This is a genomic window from Pseudomonas sp., assembly GCF_030690725.1.
Classification (GTDB): domain Bacteria; phylum Pseudomonadota; class Gammaproteobacteria; order Pseudomonadales; family Pseudomonadaceae; genus Aquipseudomonas.
This window is the reverse complement of record NZ_JAUYGD010000049.1, coordinates 14,609-35,724: the sequence shown is the minus strand read 5'-3', so window position 1 is coordinate 35,724 and position 21,116 is coordinate 14,609. Positions and strand designations below refer to the sequence as shown.

At 61.1% G+C, this 21,116-nt stretch carries 21 protein-coding genes and 1 tRNA gene; 14 read left to right on the top strand and 8 right to left on the bottom strand.

The window, feature by feature from the left end:
• Positions 1 to 5: 5 nt before the first annotated feature.
• On the top strand, positions 6 to 1,031 hold the full coding sequence (locus tag Q8O69_RS11920; RefSeq protein ID WP_305592371.1) for an AraC family transcriptional regulator: 1,026 nt from the start codon (positions 6 to 8) through the stop codon (positions 1,029 to 1,031).
• Between the two features lie 95 nt (positions 1,032 to 1,126).
• Here Q8O69_RS11920 and glp read toward each other — a convergent pair whose 3' ends face one another.
• Positions 1,127 to 2,341, bottom strand: a complete 1,215-nt coding sequence (glp, locus tag Q8O69_RS11915; RefSeq protein ID WP_305592369.1) for a gephyrin-like molybdotransferase Glp — start codon at positions 2,339 to 2,341, stop codon at positions 1,127 to 1,129.
• Positions 2,338 to 2,877 carry a molybdenum cofactor biosynthesis protein B gene (gene moaB / locus Q8O69_RS11910; RefSeq protein ID WP_305592368.1) on the bottom strand — a complete coding sequence of 180 codons (540 nt, stop codon included), beginning with the start codon at positions 2,875 to 2,877 and terminating at the stop codon, positions 2,338 to 2,340. The genes glp and moaB overlap by 4 nt, the downstream gene beginning before the upstream one ends.
• Positions 2,878 to 2,944: 67 nt before the next feature.
• Between moaB and mobA the strand changes: the two genes are divergently transcribed.
• The 3 genes from mobA to Q8O69_RS11895 all read left to right on the top strand — a co-directional run bounded on the left by mobA (position 2,945) and on the right by Q8O69_RS11895 (position 4,043).
• Positions 2,945 to 3,526: a molybdenum cofactor guanylyltransferase MobA gene (gene mobA, locus Q8O69_RS11905; protein ID WP_305592367.1), complete on the top strand. Its 582-nt coding sequence runs from the start codon at positions 2,945 to 2,947 to the stop codon at positions 3,524 to 3,526.
• Between the two features lie 77 nt (positions 3,527 to 3,603).
• Positions 3,604 to 3,825 carry a YgdI/YgdR family lipoprotein gene (locus tag Q8O69_RS11900; protein ID WP_160015517.1) on the top strand — a complete coding sequence of 74 codons (222 nt, stop codon included), beginning with the start codon at positions 3,604 to 3,606 and terminating at the stop codon, positions 3,823 to 3,825.
• 141 nt (positions 3,826 to 3,966) lie between these two features.
• Positions 3,967 to 4,043, top strand: a tRNA-Pro gene (locus tag Q8O69_RS11895).
• Positions 4,044 to 4,097: 54 nt separating this feature from the next.
• Here the strand turns inward: Q8O69_RS11895 and Q8O69_RS11890 are convergent.
• The 3 genes from Q8O69_RS11890 to Q8O69_RS11880 are packed head-to-tail and all read right to left on the bottom strand — an operon-like array spanning position 4,098 to position 6,479.
• Entirely contained in the window at positions 4,098 to 4,982 is an 885-nt protein-coding gene (locus Q8O69_RS11890) for a chemotaxis protein CheV (RefSeq protein ID WP_305592365.1), read from the bottom strand.
• A gap of 49 nt (positions 4,983 to 5,031) precedes the next feature.
• Positions 5,032 to 5,274 carry a glutaredoxin family protein gene (locus tag Q8O69_RS11885; RefSeq protein ID WP_305592363.1) on the bottom strand — a complete coding sequence of 81 codons (243 nt, stop codon included), beginning with the start codon at positions 5,272 to 5,274 and terminating at the stop codon, positions 5,032 to 5,034.
• A gap of 50 nt (positions 5,275 to 5,324) precedes the next feature.
• A complete protein-coding gene (locus Q8O69_RS11880) occupies positions 5,325 to 6,479 on the bottom strand; it encodes a DUF5610 domain-containing protein (protein ID WP_305592361.1) in 1,155 nt (384 codons plus the stop codon).
• 259 nt (positions 6,480 to 6,738) lie between these two features.
• On the opposite strand from Q8O69_RS11880, the gene Q8O69_RS11875 reads away from it, so the two are divergent.
• A complete protein-coding gene (locus Q8O69_RS11875; RefSeq protein WP_305592359.1) occupies positions 6,739 to 8,007 on the top strand; it encodes an OprD family porin in 1,269 nt (422 codons plus the stop codon).
• A gap of 71 nt (positions 8,008 to 8,078) precedes the next feature.
• On the opposite strand, the gene Q8O69_RS11870 is transcribed toward Q8O69_RS11875, so the two are convergent.
• Positions 8,079 to 9,287: an ammonium transporter gene (locus tag Q8O69_RS11870; RefSeq protein ID WP_305592357.1), complete on the bottom strand. Its 1,209-nt coding sequence runs from the start codon at positions 9,285 to 9,287 to the stop codon at positions 8,079 to 8,081.
• Between the two features lie 377 nt (positions 9,288 to 9,664).
• Between Q8O69_RS11870 and Q8O69_RS11865 the strand changes: the two genes are divergently transcribed.
• The 8 genes from Q8O69_RS11865 (at position 9,665) to Q8O69_RS11830 (ending at position 18,493) form a co-directional block, all read left to right on the top strand.
• Positions 9,665 to 9,982, top strand: a complete 318-nt coding sequence (locus Q8O69_RS11865; protein ID WP_305592355.1) for a YqjD family protein — start codon at positions 9,665 to 9,667, stop codon at positions 9,980 to 9,982.
• A 12-nt stretch (positions 9,983 to 9,994) separates the two neighbouring features.
• Positions 9,995 to 10,378, top strand: a complete 384-nt coding sequence (locus Q8O69_RS11860; protein ID WP_305592354.1) for a phage holin family protein — start codon at positions 9,995 to 9,997, stop codon at positions 10,376 to 10,378.
• Positions 10,375 to 10,731, top strand: coding sequence for a hypothetical protein (locus tag Q8O69_RS11855; protein WP_305592352.1), 357 nt, complete (start codon positions 10,375 to 10,377; stop codon positions 10,729 to 10,731). The genes Q8O69_RS11860 and Q8O69_RS11855 overlap by 4 nt, the downstream gene beginning before the upstream one ends.
• 74 nt (positions 10,732 to 10,805) lie before the next feature.
• A complete protein-coding gene (locus tag Q8O69_RS11850; protein ID WP_305592350.1) occupies positions 10,806 to 11,969 on the top strand; it encodes an EAL domain-containing protein in 1,164 nt (387 codons plus the stop codon).
• A gap of 127 nt (positions 11,970 to 12,096) precedes the next feature.
• A complete protein-coding gene (locus Q8O69_RS11845; RefSeq protein ID WP_305592348.1) occupies positions 12,097 to 12,891 on the top strand; it encodes an ABC transporter substrate-binding protein in 795 nt (264 codons plus the stop codon).
• A 127-nt stretch (positions 12,892 to 13,018) separates the two neighbouring features.
• The gene (locus tag Q8O69_RS11840; RefSeq protein WP_275961379.1) at positions 13,019 to 14,350 is read left to right on the top strand and encodes a deoxyguanosinetriphosphate triphosphohydrolase; all 1,332 of its coding nucleotides are present in this window, start codon (positions 13,019 to 13,021) and stop codon (positions 14,348 to 14,350) included.
• A gap of 3 nt (positions 14,351 to 14,353) precedes the next feature.
• Entirely contained in the window at positions 14,354 to 15,424 is a 1,071-nt protein-coding gene (locus Q8O69_RS11835; protein ID WP_305592346.1) for an FUSC family protein, read from the top strand.
• Between the two features lie 99 nt (positions 15,425 to 15,523).
• The gene (locus Q8O69_RS11830) at positions 15,524 to 18,493 is read left to right on the top strand and encodes an HD domain-containing phosphohydrolase (protein WP_305592344.1); all 2,970 of its coding nucleotides are present in this window, start codon (positions 15,524 to 15,526) and stop codon (positions 18,491 to 18,493) included.
• 60 nt (positions 18,494 to 18,553) lie between these two features.
• On the opposite strand, the gene Q8O69_RS11825 is transcribed toward Q8O69_RS11830, so the two are convergent.
• The gene (locus Q8O69_RS11825; RefSeq protein ID WP_305592342.1) at positions 18,554 to 18,895 is read right to left on the bottom strand and encodes a YggL family protein; all 342 of its coding nucleotides are present in this window, start codon (positions 18,893 to 18,895) and stop codon (positions 18,554 to 18,556) included.
• A gap of 234 nt (positions 18,896 to 19,129) precedes the next feature.
• Between Q8O69_RS11825 and dacB the strand changes: the two genes are divergently transcribed.
• Complete coding sequence (gene dacB, locus Q8O69_RS11820) at positions 19,130 to 20,578, top strand: D-alanyl-D-alanine carboxypeptidase/D-alanyl-D-alanine-endopeptidase (protein ID WP_305592340.1); 1,449 nt, start codon at positions 19,130 to 19,132, stop codon at positions 20,576 to 20,578.
• Positions 20,579 to 20,617: 39 nt separating this feature from the next.
• Here dacB and Q8O69_RS11815 read toward each other — a convergent pair whose 3' ends face one another.
• Positions 20,618 to 21,091: a MarR family winged helix-turn-helix transcriptional regulator gene (locus tag Q8O69_RS11815; RefSeq protein ID WP_305592338.1), complete on the bottom strand. Its 474-nt coding sequence runs from the start codon at positions 21,089 to 21,091 to the stop codon at positions 20,618 to 20,620.
• Positions 21,092 to 21,116 lie beyond the last annotated feature (25 nt).

Here is a 21,116-nt window from a genome sequence, read left to right as displayed (position 1 = left end):
AGAAGATGACCGACAACCTCGGCTACACCTCAGTCCCCTCCCTGCTCAAATACCTGCGCCATGCCGAGCAGCTGGGTCTGGATATCGATCAGGCGCTGACGGCGGCCGGCATCAAGGCCGAGGACCTGGCCGACAACAGCAAGCGCATCCCCAGCGAAACCCATGAGCGCCTACTTGCGCACCTGCTACGTGTGTCCAATGACCCGCTGTTCGGCCTGCACTGCGCGCGCTTTGTACAGCCCGGCTCGTGGAGCGTGCTGGGCTATATCACCATGAACTGCGCGACACTCGGTGAGGCCATGAGCCGCATCGTGCCTTACGAAAAACTGGTGGGCGATATGGGCGTCAGCCGGGTCGAAGCGGGCAGCGACCACGTTCGCTTGATCTGGACCTGTCGCCATCAGGCCGAACCGATCCGCCGGCATATGGTGGAAAACGTGCTGGCCTCCTGGCTGCTGTATGCACGCTGGATCTCCGATTCGGACAGCTCGCCGCGGGAGGTGTGGTTCGAGCATGCCCTACCTGAGGGCGTCGATCTTGGCGAATATGAAGCCATCTTCGGCTGCCCGATCCGCTTCGAACAGAGCTGCAATGCGCTGATCGTGCCGCTGGAGTACCTCGCCGTGTCGCTGCGCCAGGCCGACGCCAACCTGCTGCGCACCCTAGAAGAACACGCCCTGACCCTGATGGCCGGGCTGGACGACAACGAGCCGCTGCCGCAACGGGTGAAGAACGCCCTGCGCCTGCTGCTCAAGGATGGTTTGCCGCGCAAGGAGCGGGTGGCGGAGAAATTCAATATGACGGTGCGCACCCTGCAGCGTCATCTGCAACTGGCAGGCACCAGCTACCAACAGATTCTCGATGAACTGCGCCAGGAGCTGGCCGAGCACTACCTGCTGCGCAGCGACCTGGCGATTCAGGACATCGCCAGCTACCTGGGTTTTACCGAATCGCGCTCGTTCCACCGCAGTTTCAAGAGCTGGACCGGACAGACGCCTGGGGAATTTCGCGAAAGCCGGCGCAATAGCTGACCCCCTTGGTGGATGGGTGAAGCGCCATCCACCCTACTCACTCCAAACGTAGGGTGGATGACGCTGTTTTCATCCACCATAAAGCCAGCCAGGTCCTACCCAAGAATCTCGCTAAGCGGAATAAACCTCAGGCTATCGCCTTCGGCCAGCGTGGTGTTTTCCAAGACTTCAGCAAAACCCTCGGCCCAGGCGGCGCTGCGCAGCACACCGGAACTCTGGTTCGGGTAAGGCACCACCTGACCATTTTCGATACGCGCGCGCAGGTATTCACGGCGATTGCCCGGCTTGCTCCAGGTGAAGCCCGCCGGCATCGGAAAGCCCAACGGCTCAACCCGCTGCACACCTAGACGGCGCAACAGATAAGGCCGGGCCAGCAGGCCAAAGGTCACCAGGGTCGAGGCCGGATTGCCCGGCAGGCCGATTACTGGTACGCCACGGAACTGCCCGCAGGTCAGCGGTTTTCCCGGCTTGATCGCCAACTTCCACAGCGCCAGCTCGCCCTCTTCGCGCAGGGCCATACCCAGGAAGTCCGCCTCGCCCACCGACACCCCGCCAGTGGAGAGGATAAGATCGACGTCGCTCAATGCGCCCAGCGCCGCGCGGGTCAGTTCCAGGTCATCGAGCAGAATGCCGCCGTCCACTACCTCACAGCCCAGACGCTGCAGCCAGGCGATCAGTAAACGGCGGTTGCTGTTGTAGATCTGCCCAGGGCCCAGCGGTTGGCCCGGCTCGACCAACTCATCACCAGTCGATAAAACGGCCACGCGCGGCCGACGACGCACCGTCAATTCGGCGCAACCCAGGGACGCCGCCAGGCCCAGTTCAATCGGGCCTAGACGCGTGCCGGCGGGTAGAACGCTATCGCCAATACGGGTTTCCTGGCCCTGGGCGCGCACGTTCTGCCCAAGCTTCAGCGGCTCGCTAAAGCCAACGCGGCCATCCTCGCCGAGCACGGCGTTTTCCTGCATTTCCACGGTATCGGCGCCGGCTGGCAGAGGCGCGCCGGTAAAGATCCGCGCGCAGGTGCCTGCCTGCAAAGGCGCAGGCGCGCTGCCGGCCTGGATACGTTGGCTGACAACCAGAGGCTCGCCATTCCAATCGGCCAAGCGCAAGGCGTAGCCATCCATGGCGCTGTTGTCCCAAGGCGGCAGATCAAGCTCGGCAAGCAACGGCTCAGCCAATACCCGGCCAGCGGCGTCGCTCAGCTTGACCCGCTCGCATTCAACAATCGCACTGGCCTCGGCCTGCGCCAGCAAGCGCGCCAGCGCCGCCTCAACGGGCATCAATCCCGGCTTGTCACAGCAGCTCATCCACGGCTCTCGCAGGCAGCCACCGATTTCAGATGCGGAACGAAATTGCACGGGCGATGACGGTTATCCAACTGCTCGCCGAGGATGCCATCCCAGGCGGTGCGGCAGGCATTGGTCGAACCCGGCAGGCAGCACACCAGGGTGCCATTGGAGAACCCTGCCAGGGCGCGGGATTGAATGGTCGAGGTACCGATATCCGGCACGGAAATCTGCCGGAACAGCTCACCGAAACCGTCCACCTGTTTATCCAGCAGACAGCTCACCGCTTCCGGTGTGCTATCGCGGCCGGTGAAGCCGGTACCACCGGTAATCAGCACCACCTGCACCTGATCCTCGGCAATCCAGGTGGCGACCTGGGCGCGAATTTTGTACAGATCGTCCTTGAGCAAAACCCGGGCGGCAAGCTGGTGACCGGCGGCCTGCAGGCGGTCGACAAACAGCTGACCGGAGGTATCGGTTTCCAGGCTGCGAGTGTCGCTGACGGTCAACACCGCGATATTCAAGGGCACGAAATGTGCCTCGGCCTTGTGGTTCATGGCAGGCTTCCAGTTATGGGCGATAATGCCCGCCGTTATATCACAGGCCCGCTTTCGGAGACTGCGCATGCCCGCTCCCACCACCCTGCCCCGCTGTTCTGTTTTGCTGCTTGCTGGCGGCCGTGGGCAGCGTATGGGCGGCGCTGACAAGGGTCTTCTCGACTGGCAAGGCCGCCCGCTGATTGCCTGGCTGCACGAGCTGGCGCGACCGCTAACCGACGACCTGCTTATCTCCTGCAACCGCAACGCCGAGCGCTATGCGCCCTTCGCAGATCGCTTGGTAAGTGATGACGAGGCGGACTTCCAAGGCCCGCTGGCGGGCATTCGCGCCGGCCTGCGCGCCGCACGCCAGGCGAGTGTATTAATCCTGCCATGTGATGCCCCGCAACTCGACAGACCACTGCTGGAGGCGCTACTGAACCTGGCCGGTGAGCGCGCAGTCGTGGTGCGTCAGGGCGAGTTTCTCGAACCGCTGTTCAGCGTTATTCCCCGTGCACTGCATGCTGACCTGGAGCAGGCCTGGCAAGCCGGCGAACGCAGCCCGCAACGCTGGTTGCGCAGCCTTAATCCATTGACAGTGGAGTGCACACTCGGTGACCCTCGCCTGGCCAACTTCAACACGCCCGACTTGCTGACGACACGCGGATAAACACCGGCAAGGGAACTTGACCGGCAAAGTTTCGTCACAAGCAGGGTAAAAACCTCTATCCAATCAAGGAGAAACCCATGTCTCAGCGGATTATTCCAGCATTGCTGCTTACTTTAGGCCTGGTCGCGCTGACTGGTTGCGCGTCGCCAACGGTAATCACCCTCAATGATGGCCGCGAAATTCAGACTATCGACGAGCCGAATTTTGACGAGGATTCGGGCTTCTACGAGTTCGAACAACTCGATGGAAAACGCGCCAAGGTCAACAAGGATCAAGTGCGTACCGTCAAAGAGCTGTAAGAAAGTGACCCAGGCGTGCCAGGTACTTTTTTGCCTGGCGCCTGGGCTCTGAGCGATACATTCAAAGCGCTTGGCTAATAGAAAAAATTAAAAGCTAAACCCTTGTGCGGCAATACTTTCTCAGTAAAATCTTGACCCATTCGGAGTGTAGCGCAGCTTGGTAGCGCGTCTCGTTCGGGACGAGAAGGTCGCAGGTTCGAATCCTGTCTCTCCGACCAGATCACATAAAAAAGCCCGCTTAATTGCGGGCTTTTTTATGGCTGTGAGAAAGGCTATTGCAAGCTTTCGAATGCGTGCACCAAGGCCTTGCTCAGGTCTATGGTGGAGAACTTGGTCAGCACATCATTGGCACCCACTGCCTTGGCTTTTTCGGTGTTCATGGTGCTGTCGAGCGAGGTGTGCAGCAGCACGTAGATCTGCCCGATATCCGGCTTCTTGCGCAGCGTGCGAACCAGGTCGTAGCCGTCCATTTCCGGCATTTCGATATCCGACACCAGCACTTCGATGGGCTCGCCGGCATCAAATTGCTTCTGCAGCAATTCAAGCGCGTCGGCGGCGCTGCGTACCATCTGACAATCCAACTCCAGCTTGCGCAAGGTAATCATGGTCTGGTGCAACGCGACGTGGGAATCATCCACCACCAGCACGCGACGGCCCCTGAGCAGCGCGCGCTCGCGCTCTGAGAGTAGCTGCTCATCCAGCACCTCGACAATCATCGGCGCGAGTTCGTGCAAGACTTTTTCGATATCGAGAATCTGCACGATCTTGCCGTCGATCTGTGTCACTCCGGTGATAAAGGCTTTGCTGCCGGAACCTGCCGGTGGCGGACGGACATCACGGGTGTAGCACTGCACGATGCGCTCCACGCTTTGTACATGCAGGCCTTGGCGCGAGCGGCTGAGTTCGGTGACGATCAGGCAGCCGTCGTTGTTGCCAGGCACGCCCTGCTCGCCGATGGCCTTGGCCAGGTCGATCACCGTCAGCGCCGAACCGCGCAGAGTGGCGACGCCACGCACATGGGGATGGCGACTGGGTAGTTTGGTCAGCGCCGGGCAGGGAATGATTTCCTGAACCTTGAGCAGGTTGATCCCCAACAAGCGACCGCTGTGCAAACGAAACAGCAGCAGCGACAAGGCGTCTCCAAGCACCATGCTCATTGATCTTCTTCCTTCACTAAATCATTGACCGCCGCGCGCCCATCGAGCATCAGGCGCTACGCAGAAATTCGACAATCTGTTCGGCTTCGAATGGCCAGTTCAACTCGGCTCCGGTATCGCTGCGGCGCAGCACCGGAATGCGCAGACCATAGTCCTCGACCCAGTGTTCATGCTCGGCAATATCGACCAGTTCGACCAGCAGGCCGTGCTCGACAAAAGGCATCAGCAACGCTTCGGCCACCTCGCATAGGTGGCAGCCGAGCGTACCGAATAATTGACATTCCGGGAGCATCTGCGCACCTCCACTGACTACTGGAGGTGCAGTTTAGCACTGCCCCGGGCTCAGGCGTCCGTGGACTTGCTGCTGTCTAGAGCGGGGTTGAGCAGGTTCTGCAGGCCATCGAGCAAGCGGCTGTTGAGCTGCTCGGCCTTGTCCAGGCGACCGCTGTCAAAACGCTCATCCAGCGAGAAGCCGCCTTTGAGCAGATCCAGCAGGCTGGTTTTGCCTGTGCCTTCTTCAACCACCTGATTGGCGCTGCGCAGTGCTTCGAGCAGGCCCTGGGCGTAGTCGATCAACGAGCTGTTGACCGCGCTGGCAGCCTGACCGCCATCTTGCGCCACGGCGCTGTAGGCATCGGTTGCCTGGCGCACGGTGGTTTGAGTGAGGCGCAGAGACATCGACGCCAACTGCTCGCCATCCATTTCCAACGCCATAGCCCGGTCGAAGGCGCCGGATAGATCGCCGGCATAGAACTTGTTGGACAGTTCCTGCACCTGACCGAAGAGTTTTTCCAGTGCGGCGCGCTCTTTATCATCCAGCTCGCCTTCGACGCTGACCTGCCAGGCGCCAATCTGCAAACTGCCGGACTGACTACTGGCAACCACCGAGCTGCCATTGCCGTTGCTGCTGGCGACAACGCCGCTCTGCGACCAGTTGGCCGAAGCCTGGGCAATGGAAATACGCAAGCGATCACCATCACGGGTGGTCACTTCCATTTCAAAGGTTTCGGCTTTGGCGGCAAAGCGTTCGCTGTAGGCAGCGATCTTGGTCGAGCCCTCAACCAGCGCCGCGTCAGGATTAAAGCGCTTGTTCAGGTCGCTGAAACCGTCCTGAATCTTCTGGTAGGTGTCGTCGATATCGCTCGCCACCTTGCCTTGCAAAACGCCCATACCATCGAGAATCTTACGCGCTTCGGCAAAGCCCTTTTCCACGCCGCTGCGGGCCTGGTCGAGAAGTTTTTGCAGCTTGCCGGTATCGGCACCGGCGGCTTGCTCGCTTTGCAGGCGCTGCTCGATAAAGCTGAGGATGCGCCCGGCAACTTTCTCCGGGGTGTAGTCATTGGCCTTACCAGCCAACGCACCCGGCTCCAGCCCAAGGCGTTCAGCCAGGCGGTTGGCCAGCGTCGCCTGCGCATCAGCAGCATTGCGTACAACCGGCTGAGCGGTAACGGAAGTTGGACGTGAAGCGGAGGATAAATTTGAGGCCAGGGGGTTCATGGCAAAGTACCTAGGCGGTGTATCTGACTGGTTGGCGGCCGTGTGGGATGAAACTTTAGCCTGATTCGGGATAACCCGATCAACGGTGCGCGATGCATGCTAGAGCGATTGCGGCAGCAACCGCTGCACGCCGAGCCGGCACAGACCTTGCCCGAGCAGACCAAAGTCTAAAAGCCAAGCATAAGCCCCCATGCTTTATTGCGCCTCGCTGTAACAGATCGGCCACAAGCCGACCCGCACACACGAGGAGCTAACAATAATGACTCAATCTCCCCTCGCCCGCGCTGTGGCACTCGCCACACTGGGCACCTGCCTCACCCTGCCATCGCTGGCCCAGGCAGAGTTTATCAAGGACAGCAAAGCCACCCTTGAGCTACGCAATTTCTATATGAACCGCGACCTGCGTAACAGCACCGCAGCGCAGCAATCCAAACGCGAAGAATGGGCCCAAGGCTTTATCCTAAAAGCCGAGTCGGGCTTTACCGAAGGCACCGTGGGTTTCGGTCTGGATGCTTACGCCGGGCTAGGTTTGAAACTCAGTTCTGACGACGACCGCGCGGGGACAGCACTGCTACCCAGCACCTTTGGCAATGAAGGTCCGGGGAGTTATAGCGAAGCCACTGCAGCGGTGAAAGCCAAACTTTCCAACACAGTGCTCAAGGTGGGCGGGGTGATGCCTAAGCTGCCAATCATTTCCTCCGGTGATTCGCGCCTGCTACCTCAGGTATTCGAAGGGGGCACTATCACATCCCAGGAGTTAGCCGGGCTGACCCTCAATGCAGGTCAGTTACGCCAGGTGAACGAGCGAGACTCCACTGATCGCGCTGATATCCGAGCCAGCAACTACACATCTGCTGCCGCACCACGTGCAAGCGACCGTTATAACTTCGGCGGCGGCACCTACCAATTCAATGCTGGTAACACCACCGCTGGCCTGTGGTATGGCGAGCTGCAGGATGTTTACGATCAAAAGATGTACAACCTGATCCACATTCAACCCATCGGTGACTGGAAACTGGGCGCGAACCTAGCTTACTTCGACTCATCGGAGAACGGTCGCAACTTGGCAGGCAAGATTGATAATAATCTCACCTCATTGATGCTTTCCGCCGGCATTGGTGCCCATACCTTTCGCCTGGGCTATCAGAACAGTAGCGGCGACAACCCCTTCCCGTTCATAGCGGAGAGCGATCCTGCAATTGCCAACTACCTGCAAATCCTTGATTTCACTCGTGCAGACGAGAAATCCTGGCAGGCACGCTATGACATCAACTTCGCCACCTACGGCGTACCCGGCCTGAATGCCTTTGTACGTTACGTCACCGGCGATGGCTTCGATGGCGCTGGTGGCCGTGATGGCAAGGAATGGGAACGCGACTTCGATGTCAGCTACACCATTCAGGAAGGCACCTTCAAGAACCTGGCATTCCGCTGGCGGAATGCGATGGTGCGCAGCAACGCCGCAGCAACCGGCGGCGACCTCGACGAGAACCGCCTGATTGTCAGCTACACCTTGCCGCTGTTCTAAGCCTCACACTTAAGCGGCTGCAATAAAAAGGCCCGGACACTGTCCGGGCCTTTTGCATTAGCACGTAGCCATCAATCCTGGCTGACGGCGCCAATCTTGTGTACCGAGAGGTCGGCACCGTAGTACTCCTCCTCCTGGCTCAGGCGGATACCCACGGTAGCTTTCAGCACACCGTACACCAGCACACCACCAAGCAAGGCCACCACCACGCCCAGCGCAGTGCCGACAAACTGGCTGGCCAGGCTAACGCCGCCCAGACCGCCCAGCGCCTCTTGGCCGAAGATGCCGCAGGCAATCCCGCCCCACACGCCGCACAGACCGTGCAGCGGCCAAACGCCGAGCACGTCGTCGATCTTCCATTTCACCTGGGTTGCGGTAAATGCCCAAACAAACAGCGCACCGGCAATCGCACCAGTGACCAGCGCACCGACCGGATGCATCAGGTCGGAACCGGCACACACCGCCACCAGGCCAGCCAGCGGGCCGTTGTGCAGGAAGCCTGGGTCATTGCGGCCAACAAGCAAGGCCGCCACTGTGCCGCCGACCATCGCCATCAGAGTGTTAACCGCCACCAGGCCGCTGACGCTGCCCAGGGTTTGTGCGCTCATCACGTTAAAGCCGAACCAGCCGATGATCAGAATCCACGAACCCAGCGCCAGGAAGGGAATATTCGACGGGGCAAAGGCCACCAGGCGGCCATCGCGGTAACGCCCGTCACGACGCCCCAGCAGGATCACCGCGCCAAAGGCCAGCCAGCCGCCCATCGCGTGCACCACCACCGAGCCGGCGAAGTCGTGGAAGGCTGCGCCAAACTGCGCTTCCAGCCAGGCCTGCACGCCGTAGTTACCGTTCCAGATCATCCCCTCGAAGAAGGGGTAGATAAAGGCCACGATCAGCACCGTGGCACACAGCTGCGGGCCGAACTTGGCGCGCTCGGCGATGCCACCGGAAATGATCGCCGGGATGGCCGCGGCAAAGGTCAGCAAGAAGAAGAACTTCACCAGCGCATAGCCGTTACCTTCAGTCAGCACACTGGCTGGCTCAAGGAAGGTCACGCCATAAGCGATCCAGTAGCCGACAAAGAAATAGGCCAGGGCCGATACGGCAAAGTCGGAGATGATCTTCGACAAGGCGTTGACCTGATTCTTCTGCCGCACCGTGCCCACTTCAAGAAAGGCAAAGCCGGCGTGCATGGCCAGCACCATCACGGCGCCGAGCAGGATAAACAGGGTATTGGAGCCGTGAATCAGGGTTTCCACAGCACTGTTGATGTTTTCCATCTGCGAAGAAAACTCCGTCGCGGGGAAAAAGCACCAAAGAGGATCACAAACCAATAAATACGCACCATATGGCAGCATTTATCACGAACCACCTTGCCGAAGCAGAGCCTGTGCAGCACCAAGCCGGTGCTGAGCAAACCTTGCATCGAAGTACTTATTCCATAGTTATTAATAAGTTATTGATGCACCACGGCGTCCTGGCCAGAACCCTTGCAGCCCCATAAAGGAGCGTATTGGCAAGAGCGCGCACCAGCGCAATGCAAGCGCTGTACCAGCCGATCAGCCGGCAGCATCCGCCGCGCGCCAAAGAAAAAAGGAACCACTGCCCCGCAGGGGACTCGAACCCCCTACACTGCCCCGTCACAAGGAGAGACACCATGGCTCGTAAGCCCCCCGTATCGTCCAGCTCGGATCAGTTACTCGACGAATTCCAGGCGCTGGTACGCGACACCGAAAGCTTGTTGCAGCACTCCGCCAGCCTCGCCGGCGAGCAAGCCGAGGAGCTGCGCGAGCAGATTCGCAGCAGCCTGGGCCGCGCGCGCAGCACCCTGCACAACGCCGAAGACGCCCTGCATGCACGCGGCAAGGCGGCTATTGAGGCCACCGAAGGCTATGTGCAGACTCACCCGTGGCAAACCCTCGGCATTGCAGCCGCCATTGGCCTGCTGCTGGGCATGCTGATTACCCGGCGCTAAAGAGAAACCTTAATGGATGCAACACCGCCCACCCCGCCAAGTCGCGGCAGTTCGCCACGGCGATTTGCCAGCGCCTTGCTGGGGTTATTGCAGGGCCATATCGCGCTGTTTGGCGAAGAGCTCAAAGAACAGCAAAGCCATACCCTCGGCCTATTGGTACTCACCAGCCTGAGCCTGCTGTTCGGCCTGCTGCTGGTTATCGGGTTGTCCGCCGCGCTGCTGATTGCCTTCTGGGAGACACACCGCCTGCTGGTTATCAGCGCCCTGTGCGCCTTCTATGCATTGGCCCTGCTGGGCGCCCTGATCACGCTGTTGCAGCGTGTACGTAATGCCCCTGCGCCTTTCAGCGCCAGCCTTGAAGAACTGGCCCGCGACCGTGAGCAACTGCTGCCATGAATATGCCCGAGCTAACCGCCAAGGCCTCGCGCCGCGAACTGCGCAAAACCTTGCTGCGCATGCGTCTGGAAATGCACCGTCAGGAACTGCGCCACGAAACCCTGGTCATGCTGCAGCCACTGCGGCAAGCGCAATACTGGCGCAACCACTGGCGTGAGGAATTGGGCAATAGCAACGCACCACTTTGGGTCGCCGGCGGCGCACTGCTGTTGGCCACCATAGGCATCCGCCGTGGCCAGTGGCGACGCTGGCTGCGCATCGCGCTGATCGCCTTCCCGCTGCTGCGGCGCAACCCGCCGCGACGCCCGGAGCCATTTGCCGACACGACTAAAGATACCCGCGCAGGGGATTAAGCTGGCCACGATCTTGCTTAGTCACCTGGCTACGCCGCCCACCGGGGCGTCTTGCCTGGCTAAGGAACTGCGCAGTGTTCAACGGTCAACCGCTTGCTGTTTTCCAACCTTTTATCGATACCGCCACCGGACGTATTGCCGGTGTCGAGGCATTGGCGCGCCTGCGCAGCGCCGATGGTCGACTGCACTCGGCAGGCCCGCTGTTCAGTGACCCGAAAACCCCGCCGACCGCTCTGCGCCGCCTTGACCGCGAGGTGCGCGAACAAGCCCTGACGCGCTTTCATGAAGCCCCGCAGGACTGGTTCCTCAGCCTGAATATCTCGCCACGCTGGATCAGCCGGCTGCGCCCCGAGCAAGCCTTGCCCAGCCTCAAACAGCTGCAACGCAGCGGCATCGACCCAGCGCGCATCGTCTTTGAAATCACCGAACTGGGCGGCGCCAGCGCGCGCCTGCCGGGCGTGGTGGAGCGCTATCGCGAAGCCGGTGCACGCATTGCCATCGACGACTTCGGTGCAGGCTACTCGCAGCTCGACCGCGTGCTGGCCCTGCAGCCGGACATCCTCAAGCTCGACATGCGCCTGTTTCAGCAGGCCGCCCGTGGCGGCCCGAGCAGTGAGATCGTCAAGGCCCTGGCACAGATGGCGGAAAAGACCGGCTGCTGGATCATTGCCGAAGGTGTGGAAACCGAGGCCGAACTGGATTTTGCCCTGGAGTGCGGCGCGCGCTATGTGCAGGGCTACCTGTTTGCCAAACCCGAAGAAACCTTCTTCAGCAGCAGCGCCTTCGTCAAACGCTTCGCCCAGTTACGCGACCACTACGTGCAGCAAAAACTCGCCGAGCGCGCACGACTGATGACCCTGCGCCAACAGCTCGGCGAACTGATGAACAGCTTCAAGGCCTGGAGCGAAGGCGGCGCGCAAGCCGATCATTTGCCACAACCGCACGCCTACCCCTGGCTGCTGCGCATCTACCAATGCGACCGCCACGGCACCCAGCTGACCGCCAACCTGGAGTGGCGCGAGCATAGCTGGCACAGCGATGCGCGTTACGTCGGGCATAACTGGTCCTGGCGGCCGTACTTCTATCAGCTGCTGGCCGAAGGCTGGGAAGAACGCCGGCTGATTCTCTCCAGCACCTACCGCGACGCCACCACCAACCAGTACTGCCTGACCGCCGGGCAATTTATCGACAACGGCAAACGGCTGCTGCTGATCGATATCGACGCTGCTGGTTTCTAGGCTGGCGCGGGTATCTCAGGGCATTGACGAATGCCCTGGCGTGGCCACAATCAAGGAAGGACATGCAACGCAGAGTGCAGCCCATTGAGGCTGCCGGGTGTTCCACCGCCCACGGCGACACAGCATCATGCAAGCGGCCATCTCCAGCTTACTGCTTGTACTCATACTGCTGCCCCAGACGCTCAAGGCCGAGGGGCCATCCGTTTTGCGCCTGTGCTACCAGCTGCAGGATCACCCGCCGTTCACCCTCCCCGCGAACAACGCACAAGCGCCTGGCCCCGGTATTCTGCTGGAACTTATCCAGGCTGCCGCGACCCAGGCCGGGCTGACCATCGACTGGCAACGCCAACCCTGGAAACGCTGCATCCTAGCCCTGCAGAAGGGTGACGTGGATGGCATCTTCCCGACCATCTGGCAGGCAGAACGCGACACCTGGGGCCAGTTCCCCGGCCGCGATCCGCAAGCTGGCCAGCCAGTACAGCGGCAGTATCGGCTCTGGCAGGTCGACTACCCGATTGCCACTCGCCGCGACACCCGCCTGAGCTGGGATGGCCAGCGTTTCGCCAACCTCAAGTACGGTCTGAGCTCGCCCCTGGGTTATCTCACCCACCAGCGCCTCGCCGAACTAGGCGCCCTGGCCAGCGTTTCACTGCAACCCGAAAAAGCCCTGCAACTGGTAGCCAGCGGCCGCCTGGATGGCTTTGTAATCGAACGCAATATCGGTCTGGCGCTGATTGCCCAGCTACACCTGCAGGAACAGTTGCAGTTGCTGCCGCAGCCCTTGTTGCAAGCGGACTGGCACCTGCCCCTGTCGCACACGTTCTACCAACACCACCCGCAGCTAGCCGTGCGCTTCTGGCAGGCCCTTGGCCAACAACGCGAAGCGCGTGAAGCCGAATTGCGCCAGCGTTATATGCCTTAGGTAACAACAGCAAAAGAGCGGCCGTGATCAGGGTATAAATCGCTCAACTGCCTGCCGCACGCCTTGCATCAGCGGCTTAGAACCCCGAAGCTAGCTGGCAAAAGCCAGGTAACGGCGAGGATCTACCTTGGATTGGCAAACCCTGCTCAACCGTGAACGACTCGGCAAGCCGACGCACAGCGTCGCCGAACTGGGCCGTACCCCGTTTCATAAAGACCACGACCGCATCATCTTCTCCGGCGCGTTCCGCCGCCTGGGCCGCAAGACCCAGGTGCACCCCGTGTCGAGCAACGACCATATCCACACGCGCCTGACCCACTCGCTGGAAGTCAGCTGCGTCGGCCGTTCCCTGGGTATGCGCGTCGGCGAGATGATCCGCGATGCCCTGCCCGCCTGGTGCGAGCCAAGTGATCTGGGCATGGTGGTGCAGTCCGCTTGCCTGGCCCACGACATCGGCAACCCACCCTTTGGCCATTCCGGTGAAGACGCCATCCGCCACTGGTTCCAGCAGGCCGCCGGGCGCGGCTGGCTGGACTCGATGAGCGCGGCCGAGCGTGGCGACTTTCTCAGTTTCGAGGGCAATGCCCAGGGCTTTCGCGTACTCACCCAGCTGGAATACCACCAGTTTGATGGCGGCACCCGGCTGACTTACGCGACCCTCGGCACCTACCTCAAGTACCCCTGGACCGCGCGCCATGCTGAGGCCCTGGGCTACAAGAAGCACAAGTTCGGCTGCTACCAGAGTGAACTGCCGCTGCTTGAGCAGATCGCCAGCAAACTCGGCCTGCCGCAACTGGAAGAACAGCGCTGGGCGCGTCATCCGCTGGTCTATCTGATGGAGGCGGCCGATGACATCTGCTACGGCCTGATCGACCTGGAAGACGGCCTGGAAATGGAGCTGCTCGATTACAGCGAAGTCGAGGCGTTGTTGCTCGACCTGGTCGGCGATGACCTGCCGGAAACCTACCGTCAGCTCGGCCCGGACGACTCCCGGCGGCGCAAGCTGGCGATCCTGCGCGGTAAAGCCATCGAACACCTGACCAATGCCGCCGCCGAGGCCTTTGTCGAGCAGCAGGACGCCTTGCTTGCCGGCACCTTGCAGGGCGATCTGGTCGAGCATATGCACGGCACCGCCAAGCGTTGTGTGCAGAGCGCCAAGGACATGGCCCGGCAGAAGATTTTCCAGGACAAGCGCAAGACGCTGCATGAGATCGGCGCCTACACCACCCTGGAAATTCTGCTCAACGCCTTCTGCGGCGCGGCGCTGGAACAGCATGGCGGACGCACACCGTCGTTCAAGAACCGGCGCATCCTCGACCTGCTCGGCAATAACGCACCCGACCCCAACTGGCCGCTGTACCGCTCATTCCTGCGCATGATCGATTTTATCGCCGGCATGACTGACAGCTACGCTACTGAAATGGCCCGCGAGATGACGGGCCGTTCAAGCCCGGTATAAGCCATGAATAGCCTACTGCGACAAACCTTCAGCTGGCATGCCGGCCCGCCCGCCTGGGGCCCGGCGATGGTTGCCGGCTTCGGCTGCGCGCTGCCGCTGCTGCTCGGGCTGTTCAGCGCTCACCCGGGGTTTCTCTGGGCCTCGGCCGGTGCATTCCAGGCGGCCCAGGCCAACCCGCTGCACCGTCTGGGCATGCTGCGTATGTTGATGCTCTGCGGCCTGGGCGCCTGCAGCGCCGGGTTGGGCTTCTGGTCGGCCAGTCATCCTTATGCCAGTTTGTTGGTCTTCGCCCTGTTTGGCTTTCTGCTCGCCTGGTTGCAACGCTTCGGCAGCGAAGCCGGCAAGCTGGGCATCGGTTTGGCCATCTGCCTGTGCCTGGGCCAAGGCCAGCAAGGCCTGGGCTCGCTGAACAATCCCTATGCCATCGCCATGCTGTTTATCCTCGGCGGGCTTTGGGTGATGCTGCTGGCCTTCGGCCTGCGCGGCATGCATGGCCTGCGCATGTGGCCGTACATGCCGCGCTTTATTAGCATTTTCAAGGTACTGAAACGTCACGCCAAACGCCTGCCACAACAGAAGTGGCGCCTGCATGCGCTGGGCTGCACCCTGGCGTTCGCCCTCTCCGGCTTGATCGTCAACCTGGCCGAGCTGCACCGCGGCTACTGGCTGACGCTGACCGTGGTCACCACCTTGCAGCTGGATTTCCAGGGCAGCCTGGTGCGTGCCGTGCAATCAATCGTCGCCAGCCTGGGCGCCGCCGGGTTGCTGATTCTGCTCGGCCATAGCATGCAGAATCCGGCGCTGATGGTCGCCATATTGCTACCGCTGATCGCCCTTAGTCGTGCCCTGCAAGCCAACCATTACGGCCTGTTTGTGCTGCAGACCACGGTGTGTTTCGTGTTGCTGGCCGAAAGCCTGGCGCATGACTGGCAACTGCCGCAGGTGCGTCTGTTCAACAGCCTGATTGGTGTAGCCCTGGCCTTGCTGGTCGCGCTGCTGGTGTATGGCCTGGAACGCTGGCTGGAACATCGAAACAATCTGCAAAAAATCAAGCACAGCACAGGCCCACTCTAGAGCTGTTGCAGCGTAAAAAACCTGCAGCCGCGCAACGGCAAAACGCGAAAGGCTCCACTATGCTTGGCGCTTAGCCAAGGCATACAAGGGCATGCGCGGATGCAGCAGACAGTAAAGTCCCAAGCAAGGTCTAAGGAACGACGTTTTCCGCTGCATATCCATATCAGCGTGCTGTTCACCCTGCTGCTGCTGGGCTCAGGGGTGGTGCTGGGGTATTTCAACTACCAGCAAACCAGCAACATCATCCTCAGCAGCAGCGACCAGCTGTTCAGCCAGATGCGCAAGGAAGTCCAGGCGGATCTGCGCAATACCTACCAACCGATTCGCTACATGATCAACCTGCTCGCGCGTAACGAGCAGATCAACGGCCGTGACCGCCATGAACGGATGATCATGCTGCCGATTTTCAGCCAGGCGCTGCGCGACAACCCCAAGCTGGCGTCAATTTATGTCGGCTATGGCGATGGCAGTTTCTTTATGGTGCGGCCGCTGCGCAGCGAGAAACTGCGGCAGATTTTCTTTGCCCCCGAAAGTGCCGAATATCAGGTGTGGAGCATCGACCGCATCAGCGAACAACGCCTGGATTCCGAATACCTGTTCTTCGATGCGCAGCTGCAGCCGATCAGTCGCCGGCAGAACCTCAAGGAAACCTACGACCCGCGCAGCCGCCCCTGGTACAACAGCGCACTGCAAAGCCAGGAACACTTCACCACCGCGCCCTATGCCTTCTTCTCCACCCAGGAAATCGGCACCACCATTGCCCGCAAGAGCAGCGAAACCACGGTGGTGGGCGCTGACCTGACCCTCGACGATCTGTCCGCTACCCTGGCCGAACACCGCCTGACACCCTCCACCGAAGTGGTGCTGTACAGCCCCGATGGCAGCGCAGTCGCCTACCCGGACAGCACACGCCTGGTAATCCCCGGGGAAAAGCTGCAACTGGCACAGGTCAAGGATCTCAGCCCGGTGCTCGCCGATTTTCTCAGCCTCGGCCTGAATGAGGATCGTCAGGGTGCCGTGCGGTTGAACAAACAACGCTGGCAAATCTCCTACAGCCAGTTCAGTGAAGGCGGCCCGCAGGGGCTGCGCCTGGCTTTACTGGCCCCGGAAAGTGAGCTGCTGGCCGATGCTTACCGTATCCGCTGGCAAGGCGCGATATTGACCCTGGGCATCCTGCTGCTGTGCATCCCGATTGGCTGGTTGCTCTCCAATATTCTGGTCAAACCGCTGCGCCTGCTGGTGGGTGAAGCCGAAGCCATCCGCAGCTTCAACTTCGACTACCCGGCCAGCGGTCGCTCCTTCGTCAAGGAGGTCGATCAGCTCGCGGTTTCGATGGCCCGGATGAAGGAGACCATCTCCAGCTTCCTCGATATTGCCGCCACACTCTCTGCGGAAACCCGCTTCGATGCCCTGCTGCGCCGGGTGCTACGCGAAACCGTCGACCTCAGCGAAGCCAGCGGCGGCCTGCTCTATCTGCGCGACAGCAGCAGCGGTCGCCTGGAGCCGCACGGTCTGTTTATCGACGAGCAGCAGCACAACCTGGAAGAACACCGTATCCCGAGCTTCGACCCAAACGATCCGGCCCTGCCCAGCTGGCTCGCGCAGACGGCAACCGGCGGCCCCAGCGTCACCGTGGCACTCGGTTTCGAGCATGCCCAGGGCTTCCAAAGCCTGCTGCACACCCTCGACAGCCCGCGTGCGCACCTGGTCTGCACCGGCTTGCATAACCGCCAGGGCCAGACGTTGGGCGTGCTGCTGCTGTTGCACCGCGACACCGGAGATGAAGCCGACCTGGCCATGCTACGCCCCGAGCGCATCGCCTATGTCGAGGCGGTTTCCGGCGTGGCGGCGCTGTGCATCGAGAGCCAGCGCCTGCTCGATCAACAGAAGAAACTGCTCGACGCCTTTATCCAGCTGATCGCTGGCGCCATCGATGCCAAAAGCCCCTATACCGGTGGCCACTGCCAGCGCGTGCCGGAAATCACCCTGATGCTCGCCCGCGCCGCTGCCGCCAGCGAGGACGCCGCGTTCAGCGACTACCAACCCACTGACGAAGAATGGGAAGCCCTGCATATCGCCGCCTGGCTGCATGACTGCGGCAAGGTCACCGTGCCTGAGTACGTGGTGGACAAGGCCACCAAGCTGGAAACCATCTGCGACCGCATCCATGAAGTGCGCATGCGCTTTGAGGTGCTAAAGCGCGATGCCTGGATCAGTTACTGGGAACACCTCAGCCAAGGCGGCGAAGCGGCCAGCCTGGCTCAGGTGCGCGATGAATTGCTCGCCACCCTGGATGATGAATTCGCCTTTATCGCCCGCTGCAACCTGGGCGGCGAAGCGATGGCCGAAGCTGACCTGCAGCGCCTGCGCAGCATCGCCGCGCGCACCTGGACGCGGACATTGGATGATCGCCTAGGGGTGTCCTGGGAAGAGAACCTGCGCCAGTCGCGCACCCCAGCGCAGCCGTTGCCGGTGCAGGAAACACTGCTCAGCGACAAAGCCGAACACCTGATCGAGCGCCCCGAAAGCGAGCTGATCGCCGAGGACAACCCCTGGGGCTTCAAGCTGGAAGTGCCGCATTACAAACACAACCGTGGCGAGGTCTATAACCTTGGCATCGGTCGCGGCACCCTGACCAACGAAGAGCGCTTTATCATCAATGGTCATATGGTGCAGACCATCCGCATGCTCAACCACCTTCCCTTCCCACCGCACCTGGCCAACGTCGCCGAGATTGCCGGCGGCCACCATGAAAAGATGGACGGCACCGGCTACCCGAAACGCCTGAAACGCGAGGACATGAGCCTGCCGGCACGGATGATGGCGATTGCCGATATCTTCGAAGCACTGACCGCGGTGGATCGCCCCTACAAAAAGGGCAAGCTGCTGTCCGAATCACTCAACATCATGGCCGGCATGTGCAAAGGCGCGCACATCGACCCCGAGTTGTTCGGGCTATTTGTGCGGGAAAAGATCTACCTCAGCTACGCCGAACGCTTTCTACGTCGTGAGCAGATTGATCAGGTCGATAACGATGCGCTGCTGGCCAAGGCTGGCCTGAGCGGCTAGAGGAGTAATTGCGGAGGGAACAACAGCGGGACATGCGCGATGCATGCCCCGCTTGAAGCATCAGGCCTGATTGATCGAGTTGTCTGGGTACCAGACGTCGATCAGCGGGCTAGCGGTGAAATCCACCAGCTCGTCACGGCCTTTCAGCCAGGCTTCAACGGCAGCGCGCTGCTCTTCGTTGACCGAGCCACGCTTGGACAGGCATACCAGACCGAAGTCATCGCCGCCGACATAGCCCAGGCCGTTAGCGGTCATGGCGTCACGCAGGAACTGCTCAAGAAAGCTGTCGATGGCCTCATCAGCCAGATCTTGCTTGAAGTTCAGGTTCAGCTCAAAACCCAGCTCCTGGAATTCATCCACGCAGAGTTTTTTGCGCAGACGGCGGGAACGGTTAGTAGCCATGGAACAATCCTCAAAAGTGATAACGCGCGGCACTCTAGCAGTTTCGCGGCCTGCGCGCCCGCTTGGAAGACGACAGGTCGGCCGATAGCCCACAGAAAAGCCCGGCCGATGGCATTTACTGCCACTCAGCAGGCCCCGTATTGGGGCATAATTGCCAACATTATCCCAACCCGCGACGGAACCTCTTTACATGCCTCGCGTCACCTTTGTCCCTCAGCTGGAGGGTAGCCGCCCATGATCAAAACCCTACGCCAATTTGCCATCGCCGGCCTGCTGCTGCCTGTTTGCCTGCCGCTGGCAGCCGCCACGAGCGGTATTTCCAACAAGGTTGAGCAATCGCTGAAAGCCAACAAGATCAGCAGCCAGTCGCTGTCCGTGGCCACCGTGCCGCTCAACGGCCCTGGCAACAGCAATTTCTTCAATGCCGATATTTCCGTAAATCCAGCCTCCACCATGAAGCTGGTCACCACCTATGCAGCGCTTGAGCTGCTCGGCCCGACCCACCAGTGGAAAACCGAATTCTTTACCGACGGCCAACTGAAAAACGGCGTGCTCAACGGCAACCTCTACCTCAAGGGCGGCGGCGACCCCAAGCTGAACATGGAAAAGCTCTGGCTGATGATGCGCGACCTGCGCGCCAACGGCGTGCTGCAGGTGACGGGCGATTTGGTGCTCGACCGCAGCCACTTCGTGCAGCCCCAGCTACCGAGCTTCAATGACGACGGTGGCGACGCCAACAAGCCGTTCCTGGTGGCCCCTGACTCGCTGCTGGTCAACCTCAAGGCGCTGCGTTTTATCGCCCGCACCGAGGGCGGCAAGGTGTATATCGCCGCCGAGCCGCCGATTGCCAATATCCGTATCGACAACCGCGTCAAAGCCCTGCCTGCAGCCAAATGCCCAGGCTGGCCGGATGTGCGCTACAACCCGGTGACCGAGTTCGACGGCACCACGGTGATTGTCAGCGGCCAACTGGCCGAGGGCTGCAGCTCGCAGACCTACCTGTCGCTGCTCGACCACCCGAGTTACGCCGCCGGCGCCATCCGCGCCATCTGGCAGGAACTGGGCGGCAGCATCATGGGCAAGGACCGCCTCGCCCCGGTGCCAGAGAAAGCCCGCCTGCTGGCCCGCGCCTACTCGCCGGACCTGACCGAGATCATCCGCGACATCAACAAGTACAGTAACAACACCATGGCCCGGCAGCTGTTCTTGAGCCTCGGCGCACAGTTTCGCAACTCCGCCGACCAAGACGACAGCAAGGCCGCACAACGGGTGATTCGCAGCTGGCTGGCGCGCAAAGGCATTACTGCACCGCACCTGGTGATGGAAAACGGCTCCGGTTTGTCACGCGCCGAGCGGGTCAGCGCGCGGGAAATGGCCACCCTATTGCAGGCCGCTTGGAAGAGCCCCTACGCCGCCGAATTTATGGCCTCGCTGCCGCTGGTGGCGATGGACGGCACCATGCGCAAACGTCTGCACCGCACCCCGCTGGTGGGCGAGGCGCGGATCAAGACCGGCACGCTGAACAATGTGCGCGCCATCGCCGGTTTCAGCCGCGACAGCAACGGCAATAGCTGGGCCGTGGTGGCCATCCTCAACGACCCACGCCCGTGGGGCGCCTCGTCGATTCTCGATCAAGTGCTGATCGATCTGTACAAGCAGCCCAAGCTCAGCGCCCAGCGCTAAGCCCTCGCTCAACCCCGCGCCTTCCCGGGCGCGGCGGCTTTACTCCATCTCCCCACACAGCTGCGCCGCGCGTAACAACGCGGCGGTCAGGCTGTGACGCTCCCACTCCTGCAAACCGGCAAAGCGCGCGACAAACTCCGGCGGCAGCAGGCTCGGCGCCTGTTGCAGCAGCGTGCGGCCCTGCTCGCTGAGAAGCAGCCACTGACGGCGCCGGTCCTGATCGTCGCGCTGACGTTGCAGCAGGCCGCGCTCCTCCAGCCGATCAAGCATCCCCGACAAGGTGGCCGCCGTCAGGCTCACCCGCCCACTCAGGTCACTGGCCGTCAGGCGCTTCTCCCCCGCCAACACCTGCAGAATCAGCAACTGCATCGGCGTCAGCCCACCAAAGCGGCCGAGGCGTTTGGCATGCACTTCACCGGCCTGCTGCAACCGCCGCAAGGCCTGAAACAGCGGCAGCTCGAAGGCTGCAACAGATGACAAATCTATTTCAACAGAAACCTTTTTATAAGCCATATATGCCTTTTAATTCGATATAAAA